Genomic DNA, 26,366 nt, shown 5'->3' with positions numbered 1-26,366 from the left:
TCAGTCGTCACCGCCTTCACCCTTGCGCTTGTGCTTGGCCGACTCTTCTTCGACATAAGCGAGGTTCTGGTCGTAGACGATGCGCTCTTCGCCTGCGAGCGCGATGAAGCGCTTTCCGCGGGTGCGTCCGACCAGCGTCAGGCCGACCTGCCGTGCGAGATCGACACCCCAGGCGGTGAAGCCGGAGCGCGACACCAGGATCGGAATGCCCATGCGGACGGTCTTGATCACCATCTCCGAGGTGAGGCGTCCCGTGGTGTAGAGGATCTTGTCGGAAGCGTCGACGCCGTGGCGGTACATCCAGCCCGCGATCTTGTCGACGGCGTTGTGGCGGCCGACGTCCTCGGTGTAGCAGAGGGGGGTGCCCTCCTTGCAGAGCACGCAGCCGTGGATCGCACCCGCTTCCAGATAAAGCGAGGGCATGGTGTTGATGGTCTGCGTCATCTGGTAGAGCCAGGAGGTGCGCAGCTCCGCCTTGGGCAGGGCGACGCTCTCGACCGCCTCCAAGAGGTCGCCGAAGGCGGTGCCCTGCGCGCAACCGGAGGTCTGCGTGCGCTTCTTCAGCTTTGCCTCGAAATTGGTGTGGTGCTCGGTGCGCACGACCACCACCTGGAGGTCGTCGTCATACTCGACCTCGGTGACCACGTCGTTATATTTCAGCATGTTCTGGTTCAGCAGATAGCCGAGCGCCAGATATTCCGGATAGTCGCCGATCGTCATCATGGTGACGATCTCCTGCGCGTTCAAATAGAGCGTCAGCGGCCGCTCCATCGGCACCTTGATCTCGACCCTGGCGCCGGTCTGATCGGTGCCGGTCACGCTCTGGGTCAGGCGCGGGTCGTCCGGATTGGGGACGATCAGGGGCACCGGGGCTTTGTCGATCTTCATCATGGCGGCGACGTTAGCATGACATTCGGGTCAACCCGATATAAGCATGTTCAAGACGATGGAGAAGGCGGTTCCGGCCGCGTCGTGCGGCCGGCGGAGATCGAGTTACGATGAAAGTCATCGGCCTTGCAGGCTGGAGCGGTGCGGGCAAGACCACGCTGTTGACGCGGCTGATCCCGCATTTCAACGCGCAAGGCCTGCGCGTCTCTGTGATCAAGCATGCGCATCACCAGTTCGACGTGGACGTGCCCGGCAAGGATTCCTGGCGCCATCGCGAGGCCGGCGCGGCGGAGGTGCTGGTCGCTTCGTCGAAACGCTGGGCGCTGATGCATGAGCTGCGCGGGGCGGCGGAGCCGCGGCTGCCGGAGCTGCTCGACAAGCTCTCCGCGGTCGATCTTGTCGTGGTCGAGGGCTTCAAGCGGGAGCCGCATCGCAAGATCGAGGTGCATCGTGCCGCCAACGGCAAGCCGCTGCTGTTTCCGGACGATCCCGGAATTGCCGGGATTGCGACCGACGTCGCGATTGACACGAGGCTCCCGACTGTCCATCTCGACGATATCGCGGCTGTCGCGGCATTGATGCTACGGGCGGCGATGCCGGTCGAGGAAGCTTTGGCGAGAAGCGCCGCGATACGCTGACGAGGCACCATGGCGCAACTGTCGGACGATTGCTTTGCCTTCGGCGGCCCGATGATGTCGGTCGACGAAGCCGTCGGCCTCATCACGACGCGCGTCAACGCGATCGTCGATCTCGAGACGGTGGCGCTGGTCGATGCCGACGGGCGCGTGCTCGCGGGCGATGTCGCCGCGCCTTTGCCGCTGCCGCCGTTCACCAACTCCGCCGTCGACGGTTACGCCGTGCGCAACGCCGACCTTCCGGCAAGCACAGAGCGGGCGTTCCCGCTCGACGGCCGCATCCAAGCCGGCGGACTTGCGCAAGCACCGATCAAGCCCGGCCACACCGCGCGCGTCTTCACCGGCGCGCCGATGCCGCCGGACGCGGACACCGTCTTCATGCAGGAGGACGTCCGCATCGATGAGTCCGGCAGGATCGTGCTGCCGCCGGGGCTGAAGCTGGGCGCCAATGTCCGGCCCGCAGGCGAGGACATTGCGCAAGGTCAGGTCGCGCTCCGCGCCGGCCAGCGCCTGCGGCCGCAACATGTCGCCCTTGCCGCCGCGTTCGGCCTGACAAGGCTCGACGTCGTCAGGCGCATCCGTGTCGCCGTGTTCTCGACCGGCGACGAGCTCGCCTCGCCCGGCGAGCCGCGTGCCGCCTCGCAATTGTTCGATTCCAATCGCTTCATGCTGATGGCGATGCTGCGGCGGCTCGGCTGCGAGGTCAGCGATCTCGGCATTCTGCGCGACGAGCGAATTTCGCTGGCGAGCGGTCTGAAGCAGGTTGCGGGCGACCATGACCTCATTCTCACCACCGGCGGCGTCTCGACCGGGGAGGAGGACCACGTCAAGGCGGCCGTGGAGAGCATCGGCTCGCTGGTGCTGTGGCGGATGGCGATCAAGCCGGGTCGTCCCGTGGCGATGGGCATCATCGACGGCACACCGCTGATCGGACTGCCCGGCAATCCCGTCGCGAGCTTCGTGACATTCGTCCACGTGGTGCGACCGACGGTGTTGGCGCTGTCGGGCGCCTTGCCGGAGCCGCTCTTGCCGATCCCGCTGCGCGCGGCGTTCACCTACAAGAAGAAGGCCGGCCGGCGCGAATATGTGCGCGCCTCGCTGCGGCGCGCGCAGGACGGCGGGCTCGAGGCGATCAAGTTCCCGCGCGAGGGGGCCGGGCTCTTGTCCTCGCTGGTCGAGACCGATGGCCTCGTCGAGCTCGGCGAGGACATCACGAATGTCGAGCCGGGGCAGGACGTCGGCTTCTTGCCCTACGCCAGCCTGATCTGATGCCTCCTCACGTTGACGCGGCCGTTCCACCTCGCCATGGTGCGGCCATGACCAGGACGACACTCGATCTCACCGGGCTGAAATGCCCGCTACCGGCCCTCAAGACCCGCAAGGCGCTCAAGCCGCTCAAGGCAGGGGACCAGCTCGAAGTTCACTGCACAGATCCGCTCTCGGTGATCGACATCCCCAATCTGATCCGCGAGACCGGCGACAAGGTCGAGATCACCGAGCGCAACGAGACGCGCATCGTGTTCCTGGTCGAAAAGGGCGACGCCCCGTAGAAAGGCGAATGTTCACGGCGGCGGCCTTCCACTATGCTGCATCCGTGGGGAAACGGTCGGAGCTTCGCTGCAATGCGAAAGGTGCCGACCCTCTCGTGAATGATCAATTCAAGACATCGGGCATGACTTTCTCAACATCGAGGGCAAGCGCAGCCGCAGGTCCCGCGGCGGGCCGCGAGCCTGCCGTTAAGCCTAGCAAGACGGCTGCAGGGCCGGAGTTCAGCGCGCTGGCGCAGGCCTCCATCCTGATCGTCGATGACGAGCCGGGCATGCGCAACTTCCTGGTGCGCACGCTTGCGCCGCGCTGCAAGCTGGTGGACGAGGCGGCCGACACCGACCAGGCCTCGCGCAAGCTCGATTCCAACCGCTACGACGTCGTCATTCTCGACAACATCATGCCGGGCAAGAACGGCGTCGATTGGCTCGCCGAGCAGCGCGCCGTCGGCTTTTTCGCCGACGCGATCCTGATCACCGCCTATGCCGACCTCGACACCGCGATCCAGGCTCTGCGCGCCGGTGCGGCCGATTTCGTGCTCAAGCCGTTCCGTTCCAACCAGATCCTCAACGCGGTGGCACGATGCCTCGATCGAGTCCGCCTCCAGCGCGAGAACTATGTCCTGCGCTATGCCTTGCGCGCCTCGTCGGACCGCACGTTCCTGCGCGACAATCTGGTCGGGCAATCGGCTGCGACGCTGCGCGTGCGCGAGACCATCGCCCGCGTCGCCGGCCTGCCGACCTCTGTCCTCCTCACCGGCGAATCCGGCACCGGCAAGGAAGTGGCGGCGCGCTCGATCCACTCGCTGTCCGACCGCGCCGACAAGCCGTTCGTGCCCGTGAATTGCGCGGCGATCCCGCCCGACATGATCGAGGCCGAGCTGTTCGGGCACATCAAGGGCGCCTTCACCGGCGCCGATTCGGGGCGCGAGGGCCTGTTCCTGTATGCGCATGGCGGTACGCTGTTCCTCGACGAGATCGGGGAGCTGCCGCTGCCGATGCAGAGCAAGCTGCTCCGCGTGCTCGAAGACCGCCGCGTCCGCCCGGTTGGCTCCGAGCGCGAGGTTCCGGTCGATCTGCGCTTCATCTTCGCGACCAATGCCGAGCTGCAGAAGGAGGTCGAGAAGGGCCGTTTCCGCGCCGATCTGTTCTACCGGCTCAACGTGATGCAGATTCGCCTGCCGCTGCTGAAGGATCGCGGCGACGACGTGCTGGAGCTTGCCGCCATCTTCATGAGCAAGCTCTCGGTCCAGCTCGGTATGCCGCCGGTGCCGATCGACGCCTCCGTGCGGGCGGCGCTCGCAAGCTATGACTGGCCGGGCAATGTGCGCGAGCTGCGCAATCTGATCGAGCGCACGCTGATCCTCGGCGCCTTCCCCGACGATTTCGCCGGTTCCCGCAACGAGGGTCAGTCGGCGCCTGCCGACAGCCTCGCCGAGCTCGAGCGCCGGCACATTCTCGGCGTGCTGAAGGAGGTCAACGGCAATCGCGAGGAGGCGGCGCGGCGCCTCGGTATCTCGCGCAAGACCATCGACCGCAAATGCGCGTTGTGGAATGTCTGATGCGGCCGGCCGCAGCGGCGAGCCAGTCCGGCGGCGCTCGGTCCGCTTCCGGCTGCTCGCGATCGCGCTGCTGCCGATGCTGGTCATCCTGCCGCTTCTGCTCGGCGTTGCGATCTATCGCTGGAACGCGAAATTCGACGCGACCCTGATCTCCAAGGTGAACGGCGATCTCACCATCGCCCACCAATATCTCGCCCGCATCCTGGAAAAGACCGGCGTTCAGCTCCGGGCGCTCAGCCTGTCGGCCCGCTTCCACGAGGTGCTGGCGCCGGATGCGCGCGACTCCTTGCGGGAGCTGCTCGAGGAGACCCGCAAGGAGATCGGTCTCGATTTCCTGTATCTCACCAACGATCGCGGCGACGTCCTGGCCTCATCGCCGCCGCTGCAGCACCGACCACGAAGCGACTGGCCGATCATCGCCGCGGCGCTGTCGGGCCAAGCCTCTGCGACGGGCGTCGACATCTTCGGCAATGACGAGCTCGCCGCCATCTCGCCGGCCCTCGCCGAGCGCGCGCGATTGGACCTCGTGCCGACCCCGAACGCGGTGCCGACCGACCGCAGCGTGGAGACGCGCGGCATGGTCGTGCACGCGGCGAGCCGGGCGATGCTGCCTGGCGGCGGCGCCGCGGTGCTGGTCGGCGGCACCCTGCTCAACCAGAATCTCGAATTCATCGACACGATCAACGATCTGGTTTATCGCGCCGCGAGCCTGCCCGAAGGCAGCCAGGGCACCGCGACGCTGTTCCTGGACGATGTGCGGATATCGACCAATGTCCGTCTGTTCGAGGGACGGCGCGCGCTCGGCACGCGCGTGTCGGCGGCGGTGCGCTCGGCCGTGCTGGGCGAGGGACGCACCTGGCTCGACAGCGCTTTCGTGGTCAACGACTGGTACATCTCCGCCTACGAGCCGCTGGTCGACAGCTACGGCAAGCGGGTCGGCATGCTCTATGTCGGCTTCCTGGAGAAGCCGTTCAGCGAAGCCAAATACCAGACATTGGTGATCATCATCGCGGCGTTCATCATCATCACCGCCGCGACCGTGCCGATCTTCCTGCGCTGGGCCAGCTCGATCTTCATGCCGCTGGAGCGCGTCACGGCGACGATCACCGAGGTGGAGCGCGGGAATCTGTCCGCCCGCACCAGCATGCCCGTATCTAGCGACGAGATCGGCCGCGTCGCAATTCATCTCGACAGTCTGCTCGACCAGATCCAAGAACGCGACCGACAGCTGCGGGAATGGAATGAGGAGCTGAACGTCCGCGTGCGGGAGCGCACCCGCGACCTCGAGCACGCCAATCTCAAGCTCGAGGCCACGACCAAGCAGCTCATCATGTCCGAGAAGCTGGCGGCGATCGGCGAGATCACCGCCGGCGTCGCGCACGAGATCAACAATCCGATCGCGGTGATGCAGGGCAATCTCGACGTCATCCGCAGCGTGTTCGGGGCCGATGCCGACAAGGCCAAGGTCGAGTTTCGCCTGCTCGACGAGCAGATTCACCGCATCAGCCAGATCGTGACCAAGCTGTTGCAGTTCGCAAGGCCGGAGGAATATGCCGGCTATGTCGAGCGCCATGCGCCGGCCAGCGTCGTCTCCGACTGTCTGCCGCTGGTGCAGCATCTTCTCAACAAGACCGAGATCGCCGTGGTCAGGGACGACCGAGCCGACCGCCTCGTGCTGATGAACCGCAACGAGCTGCAGCAGGTCCTGGTCAATCTCATCGTCAACGCGATTCACGCCATGCCGGAAGGCGGCATCCTGACGCTCCGCTCCTTCGATGCCGAGCGCGACGGCCAGCAAGGCGTCGCTATCGAAGTCACCGATACCGGCATCGGCATGAGCGCCGAGGTGGTCGAAAAGATCTTCGATCCCTTCTACACCACGAAGCGGCGGCAAGGCACCGGGCTCGGCCTTTCCATCAGCCAGACGCTGATCAAGCGCCAGGGCGGACAGATCACCGCCGAAAGCCGCGTCGGCTCCGGAAGCACATTCACGGTGTGGCTGCCGGAAGCGACCTGATTGGACATTTTGTCCGAGGGCTTCAGGACATTCTGTCCTCTGCACTATATTGCGTTGCGGGAAGTCGTTGAATCGTCACGATGCGACTTCTGGCACGTGCGTTGCTCATCTCACGACAGGGTGTTGAGGGGGATGAGGGCGCGATAGCCGTCACGGCAATGCTGCTTGCGGGGCGAAGGGACATCCCCCGCCGTCGGCAGCTTGCTCGGCGCACATGGGCGATGCGCACCAGACGATCCGCTTCGGCATGAAGTCCGACCTGTCATGCGCGGCCGGAAAGGCACGCGCGCGACCGGTCTCAAACCGATGTGCCGGCAAGGCCGCGCTTGAGAGGTGATGCTGATGACGACTGCCGATACTGTTCTTGCACCGGTTGGTGCTCCCGGCTTTCTCGATCGCGAACGCACGATCGCGACGGCCGGTTTCAATCGCTGGCTGGTGCCGCCGGCGGCGCTGTGCATCCATCTGTGCATCGGCATGGCCTACGGCTTCTCGGTGTTCTGGCTGCCGCTGTCGCGCGCGATCGGCCTGACCGCGCCGAAGGCCTGTCCGGACATGTCGCTGTGGCAGGAGCTGTTCACGACCAGCTGCGACTGGAAGGTCGCAAGCATGGGGTGGATGTACACCCTGTTCTTCGTGCTGCTCGGCATCGCGGCTGCAGTTTGGGGCGGCTGGCTGGAGCGGGTGGGCCCGCGCAAGGCGGGCTTCGTCTCGGCGCTGTGCTGGTGCGGCGGCCTCTTCCTCGGCGCGATCGGAGTCTACACCCATCAACTCTGGCTGTTGTGGCTGGGATCGGGCGTGATCGGCGGTGTCGGCCTCGGCCTTGGCTACATCTCTCCGGTGTCGACGCTGGTGAAGTGGTTCCCGGACCGACGCGGCATGGCGACCGGCATGGCCATCATGGGCTTCGGCGGCGGCGCCATGATCGGCGCGCCGCTGGCGAATCTGTTGATGAACTACTTCAAGAGCCCGAGCTCGGTCGGCGTCTGGGAGACCTTCGTCGCGATGGGCGTCATCTACTTCGTGTTCATGATGATCGGTGCATTCCGCTATCGCTTGCCGCCGTCCGGCTGGCAGCCCGAGGGCTGGACCCCGCCGGTCAAGGCCAACGCGATGATCTCGAAGAACAACGTCCATCTCAACGATGCGCACAAGACGCCGCAGTTCTGGCTGATCTGGTGGGTGCTGTGCCTGAACGTGTCGGCCGGCATCGGCGTGATCGGCATGGCCTCGCCCATGCTGCAGGAGATCTTCGGCGGCAAGCTGATCGGCCTGCCGGACGTCGGCTTCAACGCCCTCGATGCCGGGCAGAAGGCGCAGATTGCCGCGATCGCCGCCGGCTTCGCCGGGTTGCTGTCGCTGTTCAACATCGGCGGCCGCTTCTTCTGGGCCTCGCTGTCGGACAAGATCGGCCGCAAGAACACCTATTACACGTTCTTCATCCTCTGCATCGCGCTCTACGCGCTGGCGCCGACCTTCGCGGCGATGGGCTCGAAGCTCTTGTTCGTGCTCGGCTTCGGCATCATCCTGTCGATGTATGGCGGGGGCTTTGCGACCGTGCCGGCCTATCTCGCGGATATGTTCGGGACCCAGTTCGTCGGCGCGATCCATGGCCGGCTGCTGACGGCCTGGTCGACCGCGGGCATCATCGGTCCGGTCGTGGTCAACTACATCCGCGAGTTCCAGCTCGCGGCCGGCGTGCCGCGGGATCAGCTCTACAACACCACCATGTACATTCTGTGCGCGATGCTGATCGCGGGCCTGATCTGCAATTATCTGATCAAGCCGGTCGATCCGAAGTGGCACATGAAGGACGCCGATGTCGCCAAGTTGCAGGCGGCGAGCGCCAGCGCTGCCGCAGCGGGGCCGCACGGCTCCTACGGCATCGGCTTTGGCGGGCTCGATGCCAAGGCGGCGCTGTTCTGGGCGTTCGTTGGCGTTCCCTTGGCTTGGGGTGTGTGGAAGACGCTGGAGAGCGCGGTCAAGATCTTCTGATCGCATCGCGAGCGGGAGCGCACCATCTGCGCTCCCGCAATAGCGTCAGAGCGGGGGCGCGATACGACTTCGCAATCGCAGCATAGGACGCCTTTATTGATCTCCAGACCAATTCAGGCTTCGTTCTATCAGTTGGCGCGTTGAACGAACGCAAGGCCGTGTCCGGGCAGCGATCCAGGGTTGTCCTTGGGCCGCCCGTGGGCTGCGCTTAACTGCTTCCGCGAGCAAGATAATTTGCTTGGCATCTGGCATGCCAGAGGCTACAAGTGGAGCCGTTCTAAAAGACGAGATCGAGACGAATCGATGAGCCATGAGGACGTGCACAAGGTCCGCTCCTTCGAGCATCCCGGTGAGGGACGCCGACGCGCCAAGGCGACCCCCAAGGGGCGGCAGGTTGATCCCACGGCCGCGCACGAGATCGAGCTGTTGCTTGGCGACAGGCCGCGGCGGCGCGATCTCCTGATCGAATATCTGCACCTGATCCAGGACAAATATCACCAGATCTCGGCTGCGCATCTGGCCGCGCTCGCCGACGAGATGAAGCTCGCCTTCGCCGAGGTGTTCGAAACGGCGACCTTCTATGCGCATTTCGACGTGGTGAAGGAAGGCGAGCCCGACATTCCCCCGCTGACGATCCGCGTCTGCGATTCGCTCACCTGCGCGATGCTGGGCGGCGAGAAGCTGCTCGAGGATCTCAAGAGCGCGACAGGTCCCGGCATCCGCGTCGTGCGCGCGCCCTGCGTCGGGCGCTGCGACACGGCGCCGGCCGCCGAGGTCGGGCACAATTTCGTCGACCATGCGACTGTCGCAAACGTCATGGCGACGGCGAACGCCGGCGACACGCACGCGCATCTGCCCAAATATACCGAGTACGAGGCCTACGTCGCCGGCGGCGGCTACAAGCTGCTCAATCGTTTGCGGTCGGGCGAGCTGTCGAGGGACGACCTCCTGAAGGCGCTCGACGACGCTTCGCTGCGCGGCCTTGGCGGCGCCGGCTTCCCGACGGGACGCAAATGGCGCGCGGTGCTCGGTGAGCCAGGCCCGCGGCTGATGGCGATCAATGGCGACGAGGGCGAGCCCGGCACGTTCAAGGACCGCTATTACCTCGAAACCGATCCGCACCGCTTCATCGAGGGCATGCTGATCGGCGCACACGTGGTGCAGGCCTCCGACGTCTACATCTATCTGCGCGACGAATATCCGGCCTCGCGCGAGATCCTCGAACGCGAGATCGCCAAGCTCCCGCCGGGCGGTCCGACGCTGCATATGCGCCGCGGCGCCGGCGCCTACATCTGCGGCGAGGAATCCTCGCTGCTGGAGAGCCTCGAGGGCAAGCGCGGCCTGCCCAGGCACAAGCCGCCTTACCCGTTCCAGGTCGGCCTGTTCGGCCTGCCGACGCTCATCAACAACATCGAGACGCTGTGGTGGGTGCGCGACATCGTCGAGAAAGGCGCCGATTGGTGGAAGGGCCATGGCCGCCACGACCGTCACGGCCTGCGCAGCTTCTCGGTCTCGGGACGCGTCAAGAATCCCGGCATGAAGCTCGCGCCCGCGGGCATCACCGTGCGCGAGCTGATCGAGGAATATTGCGGCGGCATGGCCGACGGCCATCAGTTCTACGCCTACCTCCCGGGTGGCGCGTCCGGCGGCATCCTGCCGGCATCGATGGACGACATCCCGCTCGACTTCGGCACGCTGGAGAAATATGGCTGCTTCATCGGCTCGGCTGCGATCGTGATCCTGTCGCACAAGGACAGCGTGCGGGCAGCCGCACTGAACCTGATGAAGTTCTTCGAGGACGAGAGCTGCGGCCAGTGCACGCCGTGCCGCGTCGGGACCCAGAAGGCGGCGCTGCTGATGCAAAGGCCGGTCTGGAACCGTGCATTGCTGGAAGAATTGAGCCAGGCGATGCGCGATGCCTCGATCTGCGGGCTCGGACAGGCGGCATCGAATCCGCTGTCCTCCGTGATCAAATATTTCCCTGACGAGTTCAAGGAAGCGGCCGAATGACCAAGATTACGTTCGAACTCGACGGCAAGCAGGTCGAGGCCAAGCCCGGCGAGACGATCTGGCAGGTCGCAAAACGCCAGGGCCGCGACATTCCGCATCTCTGCTACTCGCCGGCGCCGGACTATCGCCCCGACGGCAATTGCCGCGCCTGCATGGTCGAGATCGAGGGCGAGCGCGTGCTGGCGGCGTCCTGCAAGCGCACGCCATCGGTCGGCATGAAGGTGAAGACCGAGAGCGCCCGCGCGACTGCTGCGCAGAAGATGGTGATGGAGCTGCTGGTCGCCGACCAGCCGGCGCGCGAGACCAGCCACGATCCGGATTCGAAGTTCTGGCACTGGGCCGAGACCACTGGCGTCACCGAGAGCCGCTTTCCCGCCGCCGAGCGCTGGGCGACCGATGCCAGCCATCCGGCCATGCGCGTCAATCTCGATGCCTGCATCCAGTGCGGCCTGTGCGTGCGCGCCTGCCGTGAGGTCCAGGTCAACGACGTCATCGGCATGGCCTATCGCAATGCCGGCGCCAAGATCGTGTTCGACTTCGACGATCCCATGGGCGAGTCCACCTGCGTGGCCTGCGGCGAATGCGTGCAGGCCTGCCCGACCGGCGCCTTGATGCCGGCCGTGATGCTCGATGACAAGCAGACGCGCGTCACCTATGCCGACCGGAAGGTCGATTCGCTCTGTCCGTTCTGCGGCGTCGGCTGCCAGGTCACCTACGAGGTCAAGGACGAAAAGGTGATCTATGCGGAAGGCCGTGACGGCCCCGCCAACCACAATCGTCTCTGCGTCAAGGGCCGCTTCGGCTTCGACTACATCCACCATCCGCATCGCTTGACGAAGCCGCTGGTGCGGCTGCCGAACGCGAAGAAGGATGCCAACGACCAGGTCGACCCGGCCAATCCCTTCACGCATTTCCGTGAAGCGAGCTGGGAAGAGGCGCTCGACATCGCCGCCAAGGGCCTCGTCAAGATCCGCGACGAAAAGGGCGTCAAGGCGCTGGCCGGCTTCGGTTCGGCCAAGGGCTCGAACGAAGAAGCCTATCTGTTCCAGAAGCTGGTACGCACCGGCTTCGGCTCCAACAACGTCGATCATTGCACCCGTCTGTGCCATGCCTCGTCCGTAGCGGCGCTGTTCGAGGGTCTGAGCTCGGGTGCGGTGTCGGCACCGTTCTCCGCCGCGATGGACGCCGAGGTCATCTGGGTCATTGGCGCCAATCCGACCGTGAACCATCCGGTCGCCGCGACCTTCATCAAGAACGCGGTCAAGCAGAACGGCGCAAAACTGTATGTGATGGATCCGCGCCTGCAGTCGCTGTCGCGCCACGCGACCAAGCATCTGCAGTTCAAGCCCGGCTCCGATGTCGCCATGCTGAACGCGATGATCAACACGATCATCACCGAAGGCCTGACCGACGACCAGTACATCGCCGGCTACACCGAGGGCTTCGAGGACCTCAAGGAGAAGATCAAGGAATTCACGCCGGAGAAGATGGAGGCGATCTGCGGCATCCCGGCGCAAACCTTGCGCGAGGTCGCGCGCACCTATGCGCGGGCAAAATCGTCGATCATCTTCTGGGGCATGGGCATCAGCCAGCACGTCCACGGCACCGACAATGCGCGCTGCCTGATCGCGCTGGCGTTGATCACCGGCCAGGTCGGCCGTCCCGGCACCGGCCTGCATCCGCTGCGCGGTCAGAACAACGTGCAAGGCGCGTCCGATGCCGGCCTGATCCCGATGTTCCTGCCGGACTACCAGCCGGTGGGGCGCGATGATTTGCGCGGCGCGTTCGAGAAGCTGTGGGGGCAGGACCTCGATCCCGTCCGCGGCCTGACCGTGGTCGAGATCATGAACGCGATCCATGCTGGCGAGATCAAGGGCATGTACATCGAGGGCGAGAACCCCGCGATGTCCGACCCGGATCTGCAGCACGCGCGTCATGCGCTCGCCATGCTCGATCATCTCGTGGTGCAGGATCTCTTCGTCACCGAGACTGCGTTCCATGCCGACGTGATCCTGCCGGCGTCGGCCTTCGCGGAGAAGGACGGCTCTTTCACAAACACCGACCGGCGCGTGCAGCTGGCGCGCCAGGTGATCAAGCCGCCCGGCGATGCGCGTCAGGATCTCTGGATCATCCAGGAGATCGGCAAGCGCATGGGCCTGCCGTGGAATTATGCCGGGCCCGGCGACGTCTTCACCGAGATGGCGGAGCTGATGCCATCGCTGAAGAACATCACCTGGGAACGGCTGCTGCGCGAAGGCGCGGTCACCTATCCGGTCGACGCTCCGGACAAGCCCGGCAACGAGATCATCTTCACCACGGGCTTCCCGACTGCGAGCGGCCGCGGCAAGATCGTGCCGGCCAAGGTGATTCCGCCGGACGAGATTCCGGACGATGAATATCCGATGGTGCTTTCGACCGGCCGCGTGCTGGAGCATTGGCACACCGGCTCGATGACCCGCCGCGCCCAGGTGCTCGACCAGATCGAGCCGGAGGCGGTCGCGTTCATGTCGCCCAAGGACATGCGCAAGAAGAAGCTGGTGCCCGGCGATTTCATCCGCCTGGAGACCCGCCGTGGTGCCGTCGAGGTCAAGGTCCGCTCCGACCGCGACGTGCCGGAGAATATGGTGTTCATGCCGTTCTGCTACGCCGAGGCGGCTGCGAACCTGCTCACCAACCCGGCGCTGGACCCGTTCGGCAAGATCCCGGAGTTCAAGTTCTGCGCAGCGCGGGCCGAGCGCGCCGAGATGCGGGACGCGGCGGAGTAGGGGACTGCCTCGTCATCGCGCACGGCTTGCCACACAACCCGCTGTCATTCCCCGCGAAGGCGGGGAATCCAGTACGCCGCGGCCTTTCGGTTCAATCGCAGTACGTCACGGAATACTGGATCGCCCGGTCTCGGCTTCGCCAAGGCTACGCCGAGGCCTGCAGGCGCGCTCGGCTCGCCGAAGCTTCAGCGAAGGCGGCAAGCCGGGCGATGACAGCTATTGTGTGGTGACAGGTTGTCCCACACAGTCGATGCGTCGTCGCTTCGCTCCTCGCAATGACGGTGCTACATGTGACGCATGTCCAAAGTCACCCCCGCCACACACGCACTTGCAGCCGCCGGTGTTGCCTTCACCGTTCACACCTACGACTATGATCCCGACGCCGAGAGTATCGGGCTCCAGGCGGCCGCTGCGCTCGGCGAGGATCCGGCGCGCGTCCTGAAGACGCTGATGGCGCTGGTCGACGGCAAGCCGGTCTGCGTCATCGTCCCCTCCGACCGGGAAGTCTCGATGAAGAAGCTTGCCGCCGCCGTGAGCGGCAAGTCGGCGCAGATGATGAAGCCGCCCGAGGCCGAGCGCGTCACCGGCTACAAGGTCGGCGGAATCAGCCCGTTCGGGCAACGCAAGCAGATAGCCACAGTGATCGAGCAGAGCGCGCTCGCGCACGATCTCGTCTATCTCAATGGCGGCCAGCGCGGCTTGCAGGTGCGGATGAAGCCGACCGATGTGCGGGATGTCGCGAAGGCAATCGCCGCGGTTGTGCTTGCCTGACGACAATTGAAGGGATGACCGGCATCACCGTCGCTAGTGTTTGGGAAGAGGTTCGCTTCGGGGTCAAAAGCTGACGGTCGGCCGGCGCCGTGCCGAGGTCGGCGATGGGCCAACAGACGCAAATGATGCCCGCTTTCGAGGGCAAAGCGAGCGTCAGTATTTCGGCTCGGGCGCTGATCCCGTCATTGCGCTCCGCCCAAACATAACAGGTCAGTGGGTGACCGTCGGCCGCCTCACCGCTCCAGCGTGGCGAGATAGGCGGCAAGTGACAAAAAGTCTGCCTCGTTGAGCGCTTTGACCACGTCGATCATCGGTTTGCTCTCCGGCCCAGCGCGGAAGCCGTGCCGGTATTCGTAGAGCTGGCGGAAGATGTAGGTCGGCGAGCGCCCGGCGATGCCCGGCACGATGTCGGTGCCGGTCAGCTTCTCGCCATGGCAGGCGGCGCAGGCGATCTCCTGCTTCGTGGCCAGCCCGTGGCCGGTAGCGACGCTGCCGGGGGGCACGTAGGCGGTAAAGCGGACGCGCGCGTCGCGGTTGACGAAGCGGCCGACGTCCGCAGGCGTCTCGATAATGCGCGTGCCGATCGGCTCGCGTTCATCGTTTTTGGTGACGAAGAACCAGCCGGCGACAATCGGCTTCGGCACGGTCTCAGTCTCCACCACGTCGACCAGCTTCTTTGGCTTAATGGCAGCGAAATATTCAGCCGCCGCCTTGATCTCGTCGTCGTTCGCCGCCTTGGCGAGCGAGATCATCCATGCTTGCGGAATGCGGTCGGGCAGTGCTGTCGAGCGTTTGCCGCTCCTGTAGTCCTGCATCTGCTGAATAAAATAGGCAACTGGCAGGCCGGCGATGTCAGCGTTCTCCGGACCACCCGTCCCAGAGGCACGATGGCAGAAGCCGCAGGCGTAGACGTCAGGCTGGCGGCCGCTCGCCACGACCGTAGGCATCGGCGGGTGGTCACCTGGGTGCCAATCCGGTGCCAGGAAACGATCACGCGTTTGTGGGACTGTATAGCTCACCGTGCTGTCGGGAACGTGGCGAGGCTCGCCATCATCGGGCGGCGGCTTGAAATCGGGCGGGTTGTAAGTGTAGGCCCAAAACGGCGGCTTGTCGGTGATCTGCGCGTGCGCATTCGCCGTGCATAGGAGAATTATGGTGAGTGCACCTACCGCCTGAGCGGCCAGTCCGAATCGCGCCATATTCGCCTCCGGCTTGTCTGCCCAGACGAGGACAAGCAAATTAACCGTGAATCCGAGCTGGAGCAATTGGCTTTGCTGGTTATTTAGGCTGCCGCCTGAGCTCCGAGTTGGGTCATAAGCAGTAGATGCCGAACAGTTGGGGCGACTTCCGTTTGGCCCGCGGAAGCTGACGTTTATGAGTACACGCCCTATTGCTTCTGCAACAGCTTGAGACGGCAGCGCAGCGCTTCGCGGATATGCGCGCGTGCGAGTTGTTCGGCCTTGTCGCCGTCGCGCGCGGCAATGGCATCGATGATAGCCAGGTGCTCGCCGTGGCTGGTCGAGGGGCGTCCCGTCACGGTGAAGGTGGTCGGACCGAGCAGGGCGATCCAGTCCTGCAACTCGCGCGAGGCGTTGTCGAGATAGCGGTTGCGCGCGGCGCGGCAGATGGCCTCGTGAAAGGCGCGGTTGAGCCTTGCCATCTCGGGGGCGTCTGTGTCGGACGCTTCAACAAAGGCCTGCTCGATATCCCTGAGCGCATCGATCTCGGGCGCGGAAGCGTGCTCCGCGGCAAGGCGCGCGGCAGCGCCCTCCATGATCTCGCGCATGGCGTAGAGCTCGAGCACCTCCGAGATGTCGAGGCTGCGTACGATCAGGCCGCGGCCGCCGGCGGGCTCGACAAAGCCGCGGGCCGCCAGCCGGCCCAGTGCCTCGCGCACCGGCGTACGGCTGACCTTCAGTCGCTGGGCGACCTCTTCTTCCCGGAGGCGGTCGCCGGCGCGGTAGCTGCCGGCCTGCAGCGCCTCGCACAACGAGCGGAACACGGCTTCACCGAGCGCAACGCCGCCGCCGCGCGCGATCGTTCCACCTGAATTCGCCGGGCGTCTGGCCATTGTCCCTCGACGCGTTTCTCCAACGCGGAGATGCCGCTTGCATGATTGTTGTATATCTTTGTATACAAAGGTGCGCAATGGCGGATCGGCGCGATCGAGCCCGCCTACGGGAAGAATGTCTCCAATTTTGGGCACATCGGGCAGGCGGGATGAGCAGAAAATACGACGTGCTGGTGATCGGCGGCGGCAATGCGGCCCTGTGCGCGGCGATCAGCGCGCGGCGCGGCGGAGCGTCGGTGCTCGTGCTCGAAGGCGCGCCAAAGTTCTACCGCGGCGGCAACACCCGCCACACCCGCAACATGCGCTGCGCCCATGATGCGGCGACCGAAATCCTGACCGGCCCCTACACCGAGGAGGAGTTCTGGGAGGACCTGCTGCGCGTCACCGGCGGGCAAACCGACGAGATGCTGGCGCGCCATATGATCCGCGAATCCAAGGACATCCTGAATTGGATCGTGGAGCAGGGCGTACGCTGGCAGCCTTCGCTCGGCGGCACGCTGAGCCTCGGCCGCACCAATTCCTTCTTCCTCGGCGGCGGCCGCGCGATGCTGAATGCGCTGTATCTCACCGCGGAACGGCTCGGCGTCGCCGTCGAATACGACGCCGAGGTCACCGATCTCGTGATCGAGCACGGCATGTTCCTGGCTGCGCGCCTCAAGCGGCCGATCAAGGGCGAGACCGATATCCGCGCGACGGCGCTGGTGGCGGCGGCCGGCGGATTCGAGGCCAACATCGAATGGCTCAAGCAATATTGGGGCGAGGCCGCCGACAACTTCCTGATCCGCGGCACGCCCTATAACCGCGGCTCGATCCTGAAGATGCTGTTCGACAGTGGCGTGCAGCAGGTCGGCGATCCCACGCAATGTCATGCAGTCGCGATCGATGCCCGCGCGCCGAAATTCGACGGCGGCATCATCACCCGCCACGATTCCGTCGTGTTCGGCATCGTCGTCAACAAGCACGCCCGGCGCTTCTACGACGAGGGCGAGGACATCTGGCCGAAGCGCTATGCGATCTGGGGCCGGCTGGTCGCGGCGCAGCCCGACCAGATCGCCTACATCATCTTCGATTCCACCGTCGTGACCAGCTTCATGCCGACTCTGTTCCCGCCGATCGCCGGACAGACGATTGCGGAGCTCGCGGGCAAGCTCGAGCTCGATCCGGCCGCGTTGGAAAAGACCATCACCGAATTCAACGCCGCGGTGCGGCCCGGGACCTTCGACCACACCATTCTGGACGATTGCGTGACGGTGGGCATCACGCCGCCCAAGTCGCATTGGGCGCGCCGGATCGAGACGCCGCCTTTTCTCGCCTATCCGGTGCGGCCCGGCATCACCTTCACCTATCTCGGCACGCGCGTGAACAAGGAGGCGCGAATGCTGATGAAGGACGGCAAGCCGTCCGCCAACATGTTCGCGGCCGGCGAGATCATGGCGGGCAATGTGCTCGGCAAGGGCTACGCGGCCGGCATGGGCATGACCATTGGCAGCGTGTTCGGGCGGATCGCAGGACGGGAAGCGGCGAAACATGCACGGAACTAGGATTCTCGACGAGGCCGACCGTCTGATGACGGTCTGCAATTCCTGCCGCTATTGCGAGGGCCTGTGCGCCGTATTTCCCGCCATGGAGATGCGCCGCGCCTTCTCCGACGGCGATCTCAACTATCTCGCCAATCTCTGCCATTCCTGCGGCGCCTGCTACGTCGACTGCCAGTTCTCGCCGCCGCACGAGTTCAACGTCAACGTTCCCAAGACGCTGGCGGTTGCGCGCGCGGAATCCTATGCGGCCTATGCCTGGCCGCGTGCGCTCTCCGGGGCCTTCGCGCGCAACGGCCTCGTCATCAGCATCACCGCCGCGCTCAGCATGGCGGCCTTCATTCTCGGCTTCGCCGCCCTGAACGACCGCAGCGTGTTGTTCGGCGTGCACACCGGCCCCGGCGCCTTCTACAAGCTGATGCCGCACAATGCGATGGCTGCGCTGTTCGGCGCCGCATTCCTTTACGCGATCCTTGCCCTCGTGATGAGCGTGCGTGCCTTCTGGCGCGACATCGGCCCACCGATCGGCGGCCGCGCCGACCGCGGCTCGATCCTTCAGGCGATCCGCGACGCCGGCGAGCTGCGCTATCTCGATGGCGGCGGCGTCGGCTGCTACAATGAGGACGACAAGCCGACCGACCGGCGCAAGCTCTATCATCACCTGACCTTCTACGGCTTCTTGTTCTGCTTCGCAGCGACGTCTGTTGCGACGCTCTATCACTATCTGCTCGGCCGCGAAGCGCCGTATCCGTGGTGGGACCTGCCCGTGGTGCTCGGCACGCTCGGCGGCATCGGCCTGATCGTCGGGCCGATCGGCCTGTTCGCCGCCAAGATGCGGCGCGATCCGGCGCTGCTCGATGAGTTCAGCTACGGCATGGATGTCGGCTTCATCGCCATGCTGTTCCTGACCGGCCTCACCGGAATGCTGCTGCTGGTGCTGCGCGAGACCGCCGCGATGGGACCGCTGCTCGCGCTGCATCTCGGCGCCGTGTTCGCATTGTTCATCACCATGCCTTACGGCAAGTTCGTGCACGGCATCTATCGCTTTGCCGCGCTGGTGCGTTACGCGCAGGAGCGGCGGACGGCGGCGTGACCCACCGCCCGTCTCGCAACCTCTTACGCCACCTCGCGCTCCGGCGCCGACGCCTGCTCGCGGGCCATCGTCGTCGCGGTGACATAGTCGGTCTTGCCGGTGCCGAGCAGCGGCACCTTGTCGACCACCATGATCGTCGCGGGCACGGTCAGCTCGGGGGCGCCGATCGCCTTGGCCTGGGCCTGCATCGCGCTGCGCTCGGCATTCTTCTCGGTCGTCAGCAGCACGATGCGCTCGCCCTTGCGCTGGTCGGGGATCGAGACCGCGACCGAGCCGGCCTGCGGCCACAACGCCGCCGCGATGGCTTCGACCGCCGACAGCGAGACCATTTCGCCTGCGATCTTGGCAAAGCGCTTGGCGCGGCCCTTGATGGTGATGAAGCCCGCGGAGTCGATCGAAACGATGTCGCCGGTGTCGTGCCAGCCGTCGGGGAGCACTTCGAGCACGCCGGGATTTTCGGCCCTGAGGTAGCCGAGCATCACGTTCGGGCCGCGCACGGACAGGCGTCCGCCTTCCTCGATGCCCGGGACCGGATCGAGGCGGCTTTCCATCAGCGGCGACAGGCGCCCGACAGTGCCGGGGCGGTTGGCCATCGGCGTGTTCATCGCCAGCACCGGCGCCGTCTCGGTGACGCCGTAGCCTTCGAGGATGCGGATGCCGTAGCGCTCCATGAACACCTGTCGCGTGCGGTCCTTGACCGCCTCGGCGCCGGCGATCACGAGGCGCAGGGTGCGGAAGTCGTAAGGGTGCGCCGAGCGGGCATAGCCGGTCAGGAACGTGTCCGTGCCGAACAGGATCGTCGCGCCGGTCTGGTAGATCAGCTCGGGCACGATCCGGTAGTGCAGCGGCGAGGGATACATGTAGATCGGAATGCCCGCCAGCATTGGCATCATCATTCCGCCGGTCAGCCCGAACGAGTGGAACACCGGCAGCACGTTGAACACCTTGTCGTTGGCATTGGCGTCGACCCGCGCCAGCGCCTGCGCCGCGTTGGCGAGGATGTTGCGATGGGACAGGACCACGCCCTTCGGCGTGCCTTCCGAGCCCGAGGTGAACAGCACGACGGCGGGATCGTTGGCCTGGCGGGGCACGCGCGGCGCGGTGCCGGCGAGCAGGCCCTTGATCTTGTCGGCGATGCCGATCGAGGCGCGGACATCTTCGAGATAGACGACGCGCGCTTCGGCCGAGATCGCGGTCATCAGCTTGTCGAGCTTGCCTTTCTCGATGAAGGCTTTCGAGGTCAGCACCGTCTTGACCTGCGCAGCGTTCATGGCAGCGGTCACGTTGACCGGACCAGCCGAGAAGTTGAGCATCGCCGGCACCCGGCCGCTGTTCTGCAGCGCCATGAAGACGACGGCGACGCCCGCGGAGTTCGGCAGCAGCACGCCGACATTCTCGCCGACCGCGGTGCCGCTCTCCAGCTTCCGGCTCAGCACCTGCGCGCCGAGGATCAGCTTGCGATAGGTCAGCTTGGTGCCGAGCGCATCCTCGATGATGACCTTGCCGGTGTCGCGGTCGCGATAGGCGTGTCCGAGCGCCTCGAACAGCGTGTGATCGAGCATGGCGTTCTTGACGAGGGCGTCGATCATGACGTCCTGCAGCGCGGCGCCGGCCGCGTTGCGGCGTGCCTTGCCCTTGAGCGTTTCGTCGACCGGAAGCTTGACCGGCGGCAGGATCGTGACCGTCACGCGCGGAAACCAGGACCGCTTGATCTGGCTGGAGTTGAGATAGCTGAGGTAGGAACGCTGCGCGCCCTCGATCCGGACCGGCACGACCACGGCGTCGGCCTTGTCCGCGATCATCGCGGTGCCGTCATAGACTTTCATCAGCGAGCCCGAGACGGTGATCCGTCCTTCCGGGAAGATCACGACGGGCTCGCCTGCGGCGACGAGCTTGATCAGGTCGCGTGCGGCCAGCGGCTTGGTCGGGTCCATGGTGTAGTGCTTGACGACGCGCAGGAACGGCTTCGCCCACCAGGCCTTGGCGATGCCGGTATCGACCGCAAAGCTCGCGTCGATCGGCAGCACGGCGTGCAAGAGCGGGCCGTCGATCAGGCTGACATGGTTCGGCGCGATCAGCATGCGCGTGCCGGGAGGCGGCAGGTTCTCGAGCCCGCGAATCTCGGTGCGGAACAGTGCCCGGAACAGCAGTCCGCCGAAGTCGCGCACGCCTTCCTTGCCCCACTTGGTCAGCACGAACCACACCGCGCCGAAGCTGGCGACGCCGAGGCCGAAGAAGATCCAGCCGACATGGAGGCCGGCCGCCTGCAACAGCGCCACGAACAGCGAGCCGACCACCATGAAGGCGGCCTGCAGCACGTTGCCGGCGGCGATGATGCGGGCACGCTCGGAAGGTTCGGACCAGGCCTGGACCGCGGCAAAGGACGGAACGACGAAGAGGCCGCCGCCGAACGCGAAGGCGACGAAGTCGGCCAGCATGCGCAGGCCGCCGAACGAGGTGGCGAAGCCGAGCGCGGTGATGTCGTGACCCTTGGCGGTGACGCCGATCGCCCAGGCGAGATCGAGTCCGGCACAGCCCATGATGATGGCGCCGATCGGCACCAGCGCGAGGTTCGGGCGAACGTGGCTGAGGCTGGCGGCAAACAGCGAACCGATCGCGATGCCGATCGCGAAGATGGCAAGGCACAGCGTTACGACGCCCTCGGTGCCGCCGACCACCTCCTTGATCAGCGCCGGCAGCAGCGACAGCACGATGGCGCCGACCAGCCAGAACCAGGAGACGATCACGGTGCCGTCCCAGAGGCGATGGTCGGCGTAGAGCGTCCTGAGCAGGCTCACCGTCGAGGTCCAGGGATTGGCATCGACGGGCAGCTCCGGCGCGGAGGGCGTCGTCTGCGGAATGCGGGACGCGAACGCCCAGGACACCACGGCCAGCACGACCACGGCGGATGCGACCCAGCCCATATGCGCGGAGCCGGCGACGAACTGGCCGCCGGCGACGGTGCCGAGCAGGATCGCCATGAAGGTGGCGCCTTCGACCAGGGCGTTACCGGTGGCGAGCTCGCCGAGCTCGAGCTGGTCCGGCAGCATGGCATATTTCACCGGCCCGAACAGGGCGGCGATGGTGCCGAACAGCGCGAGCGCTGCGAACAAGAGCGGCACCGAGTGCAGGAAGAAGCCGGCAGCGGCAAAGCAAGCTGCGAAGATCTCGGCGAATTTGAGCCGCCGCGCGACGACGGATTTGACGTATTTGTCGGCGAGCTGGCCGCCGAGCCCCGACAGGATGAAATAGGGGAAGATGAAGACGGCACCTGCCACCGTCACCAGCGCATCGCCATGGCCGGTTGCGGCACTGTAAAGCAGGATGATGACGAGTGCATTCTTGAGCACGTTGTCATTGAGCGCCGAGAAGAATTGCGCCCAGAACAGCGGCGCGAAGCGGCGTGACGACATCAATTCCCTGATCATGACTGGTCCTGTTTTGGCAAGGCAGACCGAAGTTGTTACGTTGTCTAACGAAACGTCACGACCGGAAGCGCATAGGGCGAACGATTGCGCGGCAACGAAGTTGCTGACCTGCTCCGTCCCCTCGGTTCCTCCGATCCTGTTGGTCTCCAATTGGTATCGTTAGGTTCGCAAATATCCGGTCGAGGCCGCGTCGGTGAGATCGCCGGGGCGCCGAGCAAAGCTGAGCCGCCTCATGTTGACCAGCGGATCGCCCGCGAATGTCCGGACATGCTGAGTTCTTCCTTGCGACCAGATCCGGGATTCGAATTTCAGCGGCACGGCTGCACCCGTCTCAGGTGAGATGGGCGAGGTGGCGAAACGGCGAGAGGCGGCCGAGCAGGCTGAACCGGCGCCGCTCCTGACGCGCATGGGCGCGATTGGCCCGCCACATCCGGAAGGTCGCCCGGCGCTCGGCGAGCACGCCGGCGACGTCGCAGGCGTTGGCGATGCGATTGATCGGCGCCATGGCGAACCGCAGCAGGGCCCGGCCGAACCCGGTCACGAGGGCGGCGGCATCATCGACGAAGGTGGCGGCGATATCGACGGCAAGGGTTTGCATTTTCCAGGTCTCCAGGTTAAATTGAACAATGTTCACATGAGTAGCCTGAAAATGAACAATGTTCAAGAAGAATCGCTGCGCGACCAGAAAAAATTTCGGCGCCGGCTCCAGATCGTCGAGATTGCCCGCGGCATCATCTCAGCTAAGGGGCTGAGATCATTGAAGGTTCGGGACGTCGCGGAGGCCGCCGGCTGCTCGGTCGGCAGCATCTATAACGAGTTCGGCGACTTCGACGGGGTCATTCTGACGGTGAACCGGGAAACGGTGCAGGCGCTCACGGCCCGGCTTCGGGCTGTTCCTGCCGAGGATCCGGTCCGCCAGCTCTATGGGCTCGCCGAGACCTATCTCGACTTCTTCGCCGCGCACGCCAACCTGCTGCGCTCCCTGTTCGAGCATCGGATGGAGGACGATCGCCCCTATCCGGACGACATCCTCCAGATGGTGATGGATGCGTTCGCGCTGATGCATCCACCCCTGGTGCGGCTATTGCCGGATGCGGATGACGTGAAGATCGCGCTGCTGTCGCGCACGCTGTTTTCCGCCGTGCATGGCATCATCTCGCTCGGCCTCGAGGAGCGCATGGTGGCCGTGCCGTCGCAGATGCTGCGCCAGCAGATCGAACAGTTCGTCGACACCCACCTCAGAGGACTCGGCATTTTGCCGGTCGGCGCACGGCTGTCTCGATAAGGCGCGCCGCTACCAGGCGTAGCGCAGGCTCGCGGTGCCGGAATAAGTGGTGCTGCGGGCTGCGAACTCGCCGTCGAACTTGGCCGACAGGGCAACACCGTTGGAAAACTTCAGCTCGGCACCGGCCGATGCGACGGCAGCGTCTTTCGCCGGCGTCGCGCCGTTGACGATGAAGCTGGCGCCGGGCAGGGCCTGGAAGGCGGCGACGAGCGTCGGATCGCTCACCCAATCGTGGGCCCAAGCCGCGCGAGCCCGCACCGTCAGGACGGCACTCGGCGAGACCAGCATTGCCCGATCGAAGCGTGCGCCGAGTTCACTCCTGGTGTCGGAGGCCGTGCGTCCCTGATAGGTCAGCCCAAAACCGCTGCCGGCCGGATCAGTCTCGGTATAGGTCGGCGTGCGAAATGCCTGGGCCTGCGCAGCCGCGTACGGCGTGAAGCCGCCGATCGGCGTGGCGAAGCGATAGCCGCCCTCGATGCGGCCGCCGATGGTCTGAGCATCGAACCTTGCGGTGAGCCGGTTGCCGAATGGTGCCAGGCGGTCCATCGACATCCAATGATTGGCCACGGCGAGAGAGGCGGCGAAATAGGCGGGTCCGCTGCGGACCGCGGTGTAGACGCCGGCCTGGACCGCATCGCTCCTGCCGCCGCCGATCGTCTGCGCGAGGTCCCATTTGGTGCCGCCGCCGGAGAGCGCGAAGCCCACGATCGCGTCGCGGCTGAAATGATAGTCGGCGCCGGCCGCGACGCCGCCGGCGCGCGCGTGGAGGTCGTGGCTGCCGATCACGACGGGATCGCCGCTGGTGCGGTTGGTGCCGCCGAACGCCGCGCCCCAGGCCGTCCAGCGCTCGGCGAAGGTCGCTGCTTTCGCGGGCGATGTCCCCATGACCTTGCCATAGGCCAGTGCGATGTCCTCCGGCAGTGCAGCGCGTTCGGGGTTGAAGCCGAGTGCTCCGCCGGTCGCGCCTGCGCCGGCGCGTCCGTCGACGAAGGGATCGAGCATGAGACCGAGGAATTGGCTGCTCAGCTGGAAGGCACCCTGCTGCGCGCCGGTTGCGGCTTCTCCCGAGAGCTGATCCAGCTTGTAACGGAGCTCGGCGTCGCTGAGACCCGCGAACGCGGGCAGGAAGGGCAGGTTGGAGCCGAATGCGCTCAGCGCGCCCGCCACGGCCTTTTGATTCTGCGTCTGGGCAATGGAGAGGAATGCGGTGTTGTTGTAGTTGAGCGTCAGGAAGACGCTGAACCCGTCATAGCTGAGGGAGGAGGCAAAGAGCTGTGGATTGTACCCGCTGACAGTCACGCCCGAGAAACTTCCGGTGAGGCCAGCCGTCGTGCTGAGGATGGTATACTGCGTCGAGGGATTGTAGGCGCCTGCAAGCGTGGTGACGGCGACGGTGCCGCCGTTCAGCAACGCGCTCACGGCGGCAATCTTGTCTGATTGCCCGGCCGCATTGACGGAGATCGCGTAGGTCGACCCTGACTGGAACACCGCATTGCTGTTGACGACGAGCTGACCGAGATTGCCGGGCGCGACCGTGCCGCCCGACTGCACTGTGAGTGATCCGATCGTGCCGCTGCCGCTGAGCGTGCCGCCGCTGACGCCCGTAAAAAAGTTGGGCATCGAGCCGTTGACGATGAGGGTGCCGGCCTGGACGATCATGGTCGCCGCATCCGTCGTCGTGCCCGTCAGCGTCCAGGTGGAGCTGCCGGTCTTTTCCAGAACCTCGAATTCCCGAAACTGCTTGGACGCACCGAATGTGCCGAGGTCGAAAGTGCTGTTGGCGCTGCCGCCGAAGCGCAGCGTGTCCAATCCGTTGCCGCCCACGACCCAGCCTGTGATGTTCGATCCCGCGCGCAGCTCGAAGACGTCGTTCCCATTCTTGAGATCGACTGCGATGCTGACGCCGCTGCTGGTGATCGTGCCCGAGTTGATGATGGTGTCCTGACTGTTCGAGCCGAGGATTGCAGTGCCCGAAGCATTCGATACGGTGCCGGCATTATTGATGGTGTTGCCGTCCGCCGCGCCGTTGAAATCGATGGCTGCGGGGCCGTTGCCCTGGACAACGCCGCTCGACAGGATGTTCACCTGGTTGTTCGCAGCTCCGGCGCCGATGCTGATTCCGATAGATCCGGCGGCGCCGCTTCCCACCGTGCCGGCGATCTCGACGACGTTGTTGCTCGAATTGGCGAGGGCGAGGCTCGACGAGGCAAGGGCTGTCGATGCAACAACCGCCCCGGCATCGATCGTTATGGTGTTGTTGCCTCCACCGCTCACGTCGATGCCGTCGTTGATGCTGGATGTGACCGACGCGTTGCCGAAGACCCTGACTGCGCTGTTGGATGCGAAGTCAAGAAATACACTCGCAAAGGTGGGGTCGCTCACCGTGGTCGCGGTAGTGCCGTCCCCGATGTTGACGGTGACGCCGGTGACCACGGGTGCTGTTCTGATCCGGGTGTTGCTCCCGACGCAGGTAATTGAATCGCCCGATTGAAGCGTCGTCAGCGTGCCGCTCCCGGTCAGCACACACACCGCTTGTGCCGGCGTGATGAATCCCGGCAGCGAGCTGCCCAGGGCACCGATCGTGGTGCTCAAGAGAAGCGCGCGCTGCCGGGACGTCGTTGCGCGAACGATATTGCGCGGGGCGATCAAATCATTCCAAGGCACTTCCAAACTCCTCTCGCGGCGCGGTCCGGGCGGATTCGCACCCGCAGCATCGGGCGCAGCCATGCTTAGCGAGGAAGGTCCCGGCCATCGTGGACCGGGGCGC

17 protein-coding genes are annotated in these 26,366 nt (G+C 65.3%); 12 read left to right on the top strand and 5 right to left on the bottom strand.

What is annotated here, in order from left to right; translation table 11 throughout:
* Entirely contained in the window at positions 1–891 is an 891-nt protein-coding gene (gene fdhD, locus HZZ13_RS19760; RefSeq protein ID WP_197961207.1) for a formate dehydrogenase accessory sulfurtransferase FdhD, read from the bottom strand.
* A 107-nt stretch (positions 892–998) separates the two neighbouring features.
* Between fdhD and mobB the strand changes: the two genes are divergently transcribed.
* From mobB to ybaK, 9 genes are all read left to right on the top strand, one after another.
* A complete protein-coding gene (gene mobB / locus HZZ13_RS19755) occupies positions 999–1,526 on the top strand; it encodes a molybdopterin-guanine dinucleotide biosynthesis protein B (protein ID WP_197961206.1) in 528 nt (175 codons plus the stop codon).
* A 9-nt stretch (positions 1,527–1,535) separates the two neighbouring features.
* Positions 1,536–2,792, top strand: a complete 1,257-nt coding sequence (locus HZZ13_RS19750; protein WP_197961205.1) for a molybdopterin molybdotransferase MoeA — start codon at positions 1,536–1,538, stop codon at positions 2,790–2,792.
* A gap of 47 nt (positions 2,793–2,839) precedes the next feature.
* Positions 2,840–3,073, top strand: a complete 234-nt coding sequence (locus HZZ13_RS19745; protein WP_197961204.1) for a sulfurtransferase TusA family protein — start codon at positions 2,840–2,842, stop codon at positions 3,071–3,073.
* Between the two features lie 122 nt (positions 3,074–3,195).
* Positions 3,196–4,629 (top strand): sigma-54-dependent transcriptional regulator, encoded by a 1,434-nt coding sequence (locus HZZ13_RS19740; RefSeq protein ID WP_197961203.1) that lies wholly within the window; start codon positions 3,196–3,198, stop codon positions 4,627–4,629.
* Complete coding sequence (locus HZZ13_RS19735) at positions 4,622–6,646, top strand: sensor histidine kinase (protein ID WP_197961202.1); 2,025 nt, start codon at positions 4,622–4,624, stop codon at positions 6,644–6,646. The genes HZZ13_RS19740 and HZZ13_RS19735 overlap by 8 nt, the downstream gene beginning before the upstream one ends.
* Positions 6,647–6,988: 342 nt before the next feature.
* Positions 6,989–8,641 carry an OFA family MFS transporter gene (locus tag HZZ13_RS19730; RefSeq protein WP_197961201.1) on the top strand — a complete coding sequence of 551 codons (1,653 nt, stop codon included), beginning with the start codon at positions 6,989–6,991 and terminating at the stop codon, positions 8,639–8,641.
* Positions 8,642–8,944: 303 nt separating this feature from the next.
* Complete coding sequence (locus tag HZZ13_RS19725) at positions 8,945–10,651, top strand: NADH-ubiquinone oxidoreductase-F iron-sulfur binding region domain-containing protein (protein ID WP_197961200.1); 1,707 nt, start codon at positions 8,945–8,947, stop codon at positions 10,649–10,651.
* Positions 10,648–13,416: a formate dehydrogenase subunit alpha gene (gene fdhF, locus HZZ13_RS19720; RefSeq protein WP_197961199.1), complete on the top strand. Its 2,769-nt coding sequence runs from the start codon at positions 10,648–10,650 to the stop codon at positions 13,414–13,416. The genes HZZ13_RS19725 and fdhF overlap by 4 nt, the downstream gene beginning before the upstream one ends.
* Positions 13,417–13,713: 297 nt before the next feature.
* Positions 13,714–14,187, top strand: coding sequence for a Cys-tRNA(Pro) deacylase (gene ybaK / locus HZZ13_RS19715; RefSeq protein ID WP_197961198.1), 474 nt, complete (start codon positions 13,714–13,716; stop codon positions 14,185–14,187).
* A 233-nt stretch (positions 14,188–14,420) separates the two neighbouring features.
* Here ybaK and HZZ13_RS19710 read toward each other — a convergent pair whose 3' ends face one another.
* Positions 14,421–15,452 (bottom strand): c-type cytochrome, encoded by a 1,032-nt coding sequence (locus HZZ13_RS19710; protein ID WP_246504485.1) that lies wholly within the window; start codon positions 15,450–15,452, stop codon positions 14,421–14,423.
* 122 nt (positions 15,453–15,574) lie between these two features.
* Positions 15,575–16,258 (bottom strand): GntR family transcriptional regulator, encoded by a 684-nt coding sequence (locus HZZ13_RS19705; protein WP_197961197.1) that lies wholly within the window; start codon positions 16,256–16,258, stop codon positions 15,575–15,577.
* Positions 16,259–16,407: 149 nt separating this feature from the next.
* On the opposite strand from HZZ13_RS19705, the gene tcuA reads away from it, so the two are divergent.
* Together tcuA and tcuB are read left to right on the top strand one after the other, a co-directional pair.
* Positions 16,408–17,799, top strand: a complete 1,392-nt coding sequence (gene tcuA / locus HZZ13_RS19700; RefSeq protein WP_197961196.1) for an FAD-dependent tricarballylate dehydrogenase TcuA — start codon at positions 16,408–16,410, stop codon at positions 17,797–17,799.
* Positions 17,786–18,886, top strand: coding sequence for a tricarballylate utilization 4Fe-4S protein TcuB (gene tcuB / locus HZZ13_RS19695; protein WP_197961195.1), 1,101 nt, complete (start codon positions 17,786–17,788; stop codon positions 18,884–18,886). The genes tcuA and tcuB overlap by 14 nt, the downstream gene beginning before the upstream one ends.
* A 23-nt stretch (positions 18,887–18,909) precedes the next feature.
* On the opposite strand, the gene HZZ13_RS19690 is transcribed toward tcuB, so the two are convergent.
* Positions 18,910–22,314: an acyl-[ACP]--phospholipid O-acyltransferase gene (locus tag HZZ13_RS19690; protein ID WP_197961194.1), complete on the bottom strand. Its 3,405-nt coding sequence runs from the start codon at positions 22,312–22,314 to the stop codon at positions 18,910–18,912.
* A gap of 649 nt (positions 22,315–22,963) precedes the next feature.
* Here HZZ13_RS19690 and HZZ13_RS19685 point away from each other — a divergent pair.
* The gene (locus HZZ13_RS19685; RefSeq protein ID WP_197961294.1) at positions 22,964–23,599 is read left to right on the top strand and encodes a TetR/AcrR family transcriptional regulator; all 636 of its coding nucleotides are present in this window, start codon (positions 22,964–22,966) and stop codon (positions 23,597–23,599) included.
* Positions 23,600–23,608: 9 nt separating this feature from the next.
* On the opposite strand, the gene HZZ13_RS19680 is transcribed toward HZZ13_RS19685, so the two are convergent.
* Positions 23,609–26,263: an autotransporter outer membrane beta-barrel domain-containing protein gene (locus HZZ13_RS19680; RefSeq protein WP_311972675.1), complete on the bottom strand. Its 2,655-nt coding sequence runs from the start codon at positions 26,261–26,263 to the stop codon at positions 23,609–23,611.
* Between the last annotated feature and the right edge of the window lie 103 nt (positions 26,264–26,366).

This window comes from Bradyrhizobium agreste (assembly GCF_016031625.1).
Taxonomy (GTDB): Bacteria; Pseudomonadota; Alphaproteobacteria; order Rhizobiales; family Xanthobacteraceae; genus Bradyrhizobium; species Bradyrhizobium agreste.
This window is presented reverse-complemented; position numbering and strand designations above follow the sequence as displayed.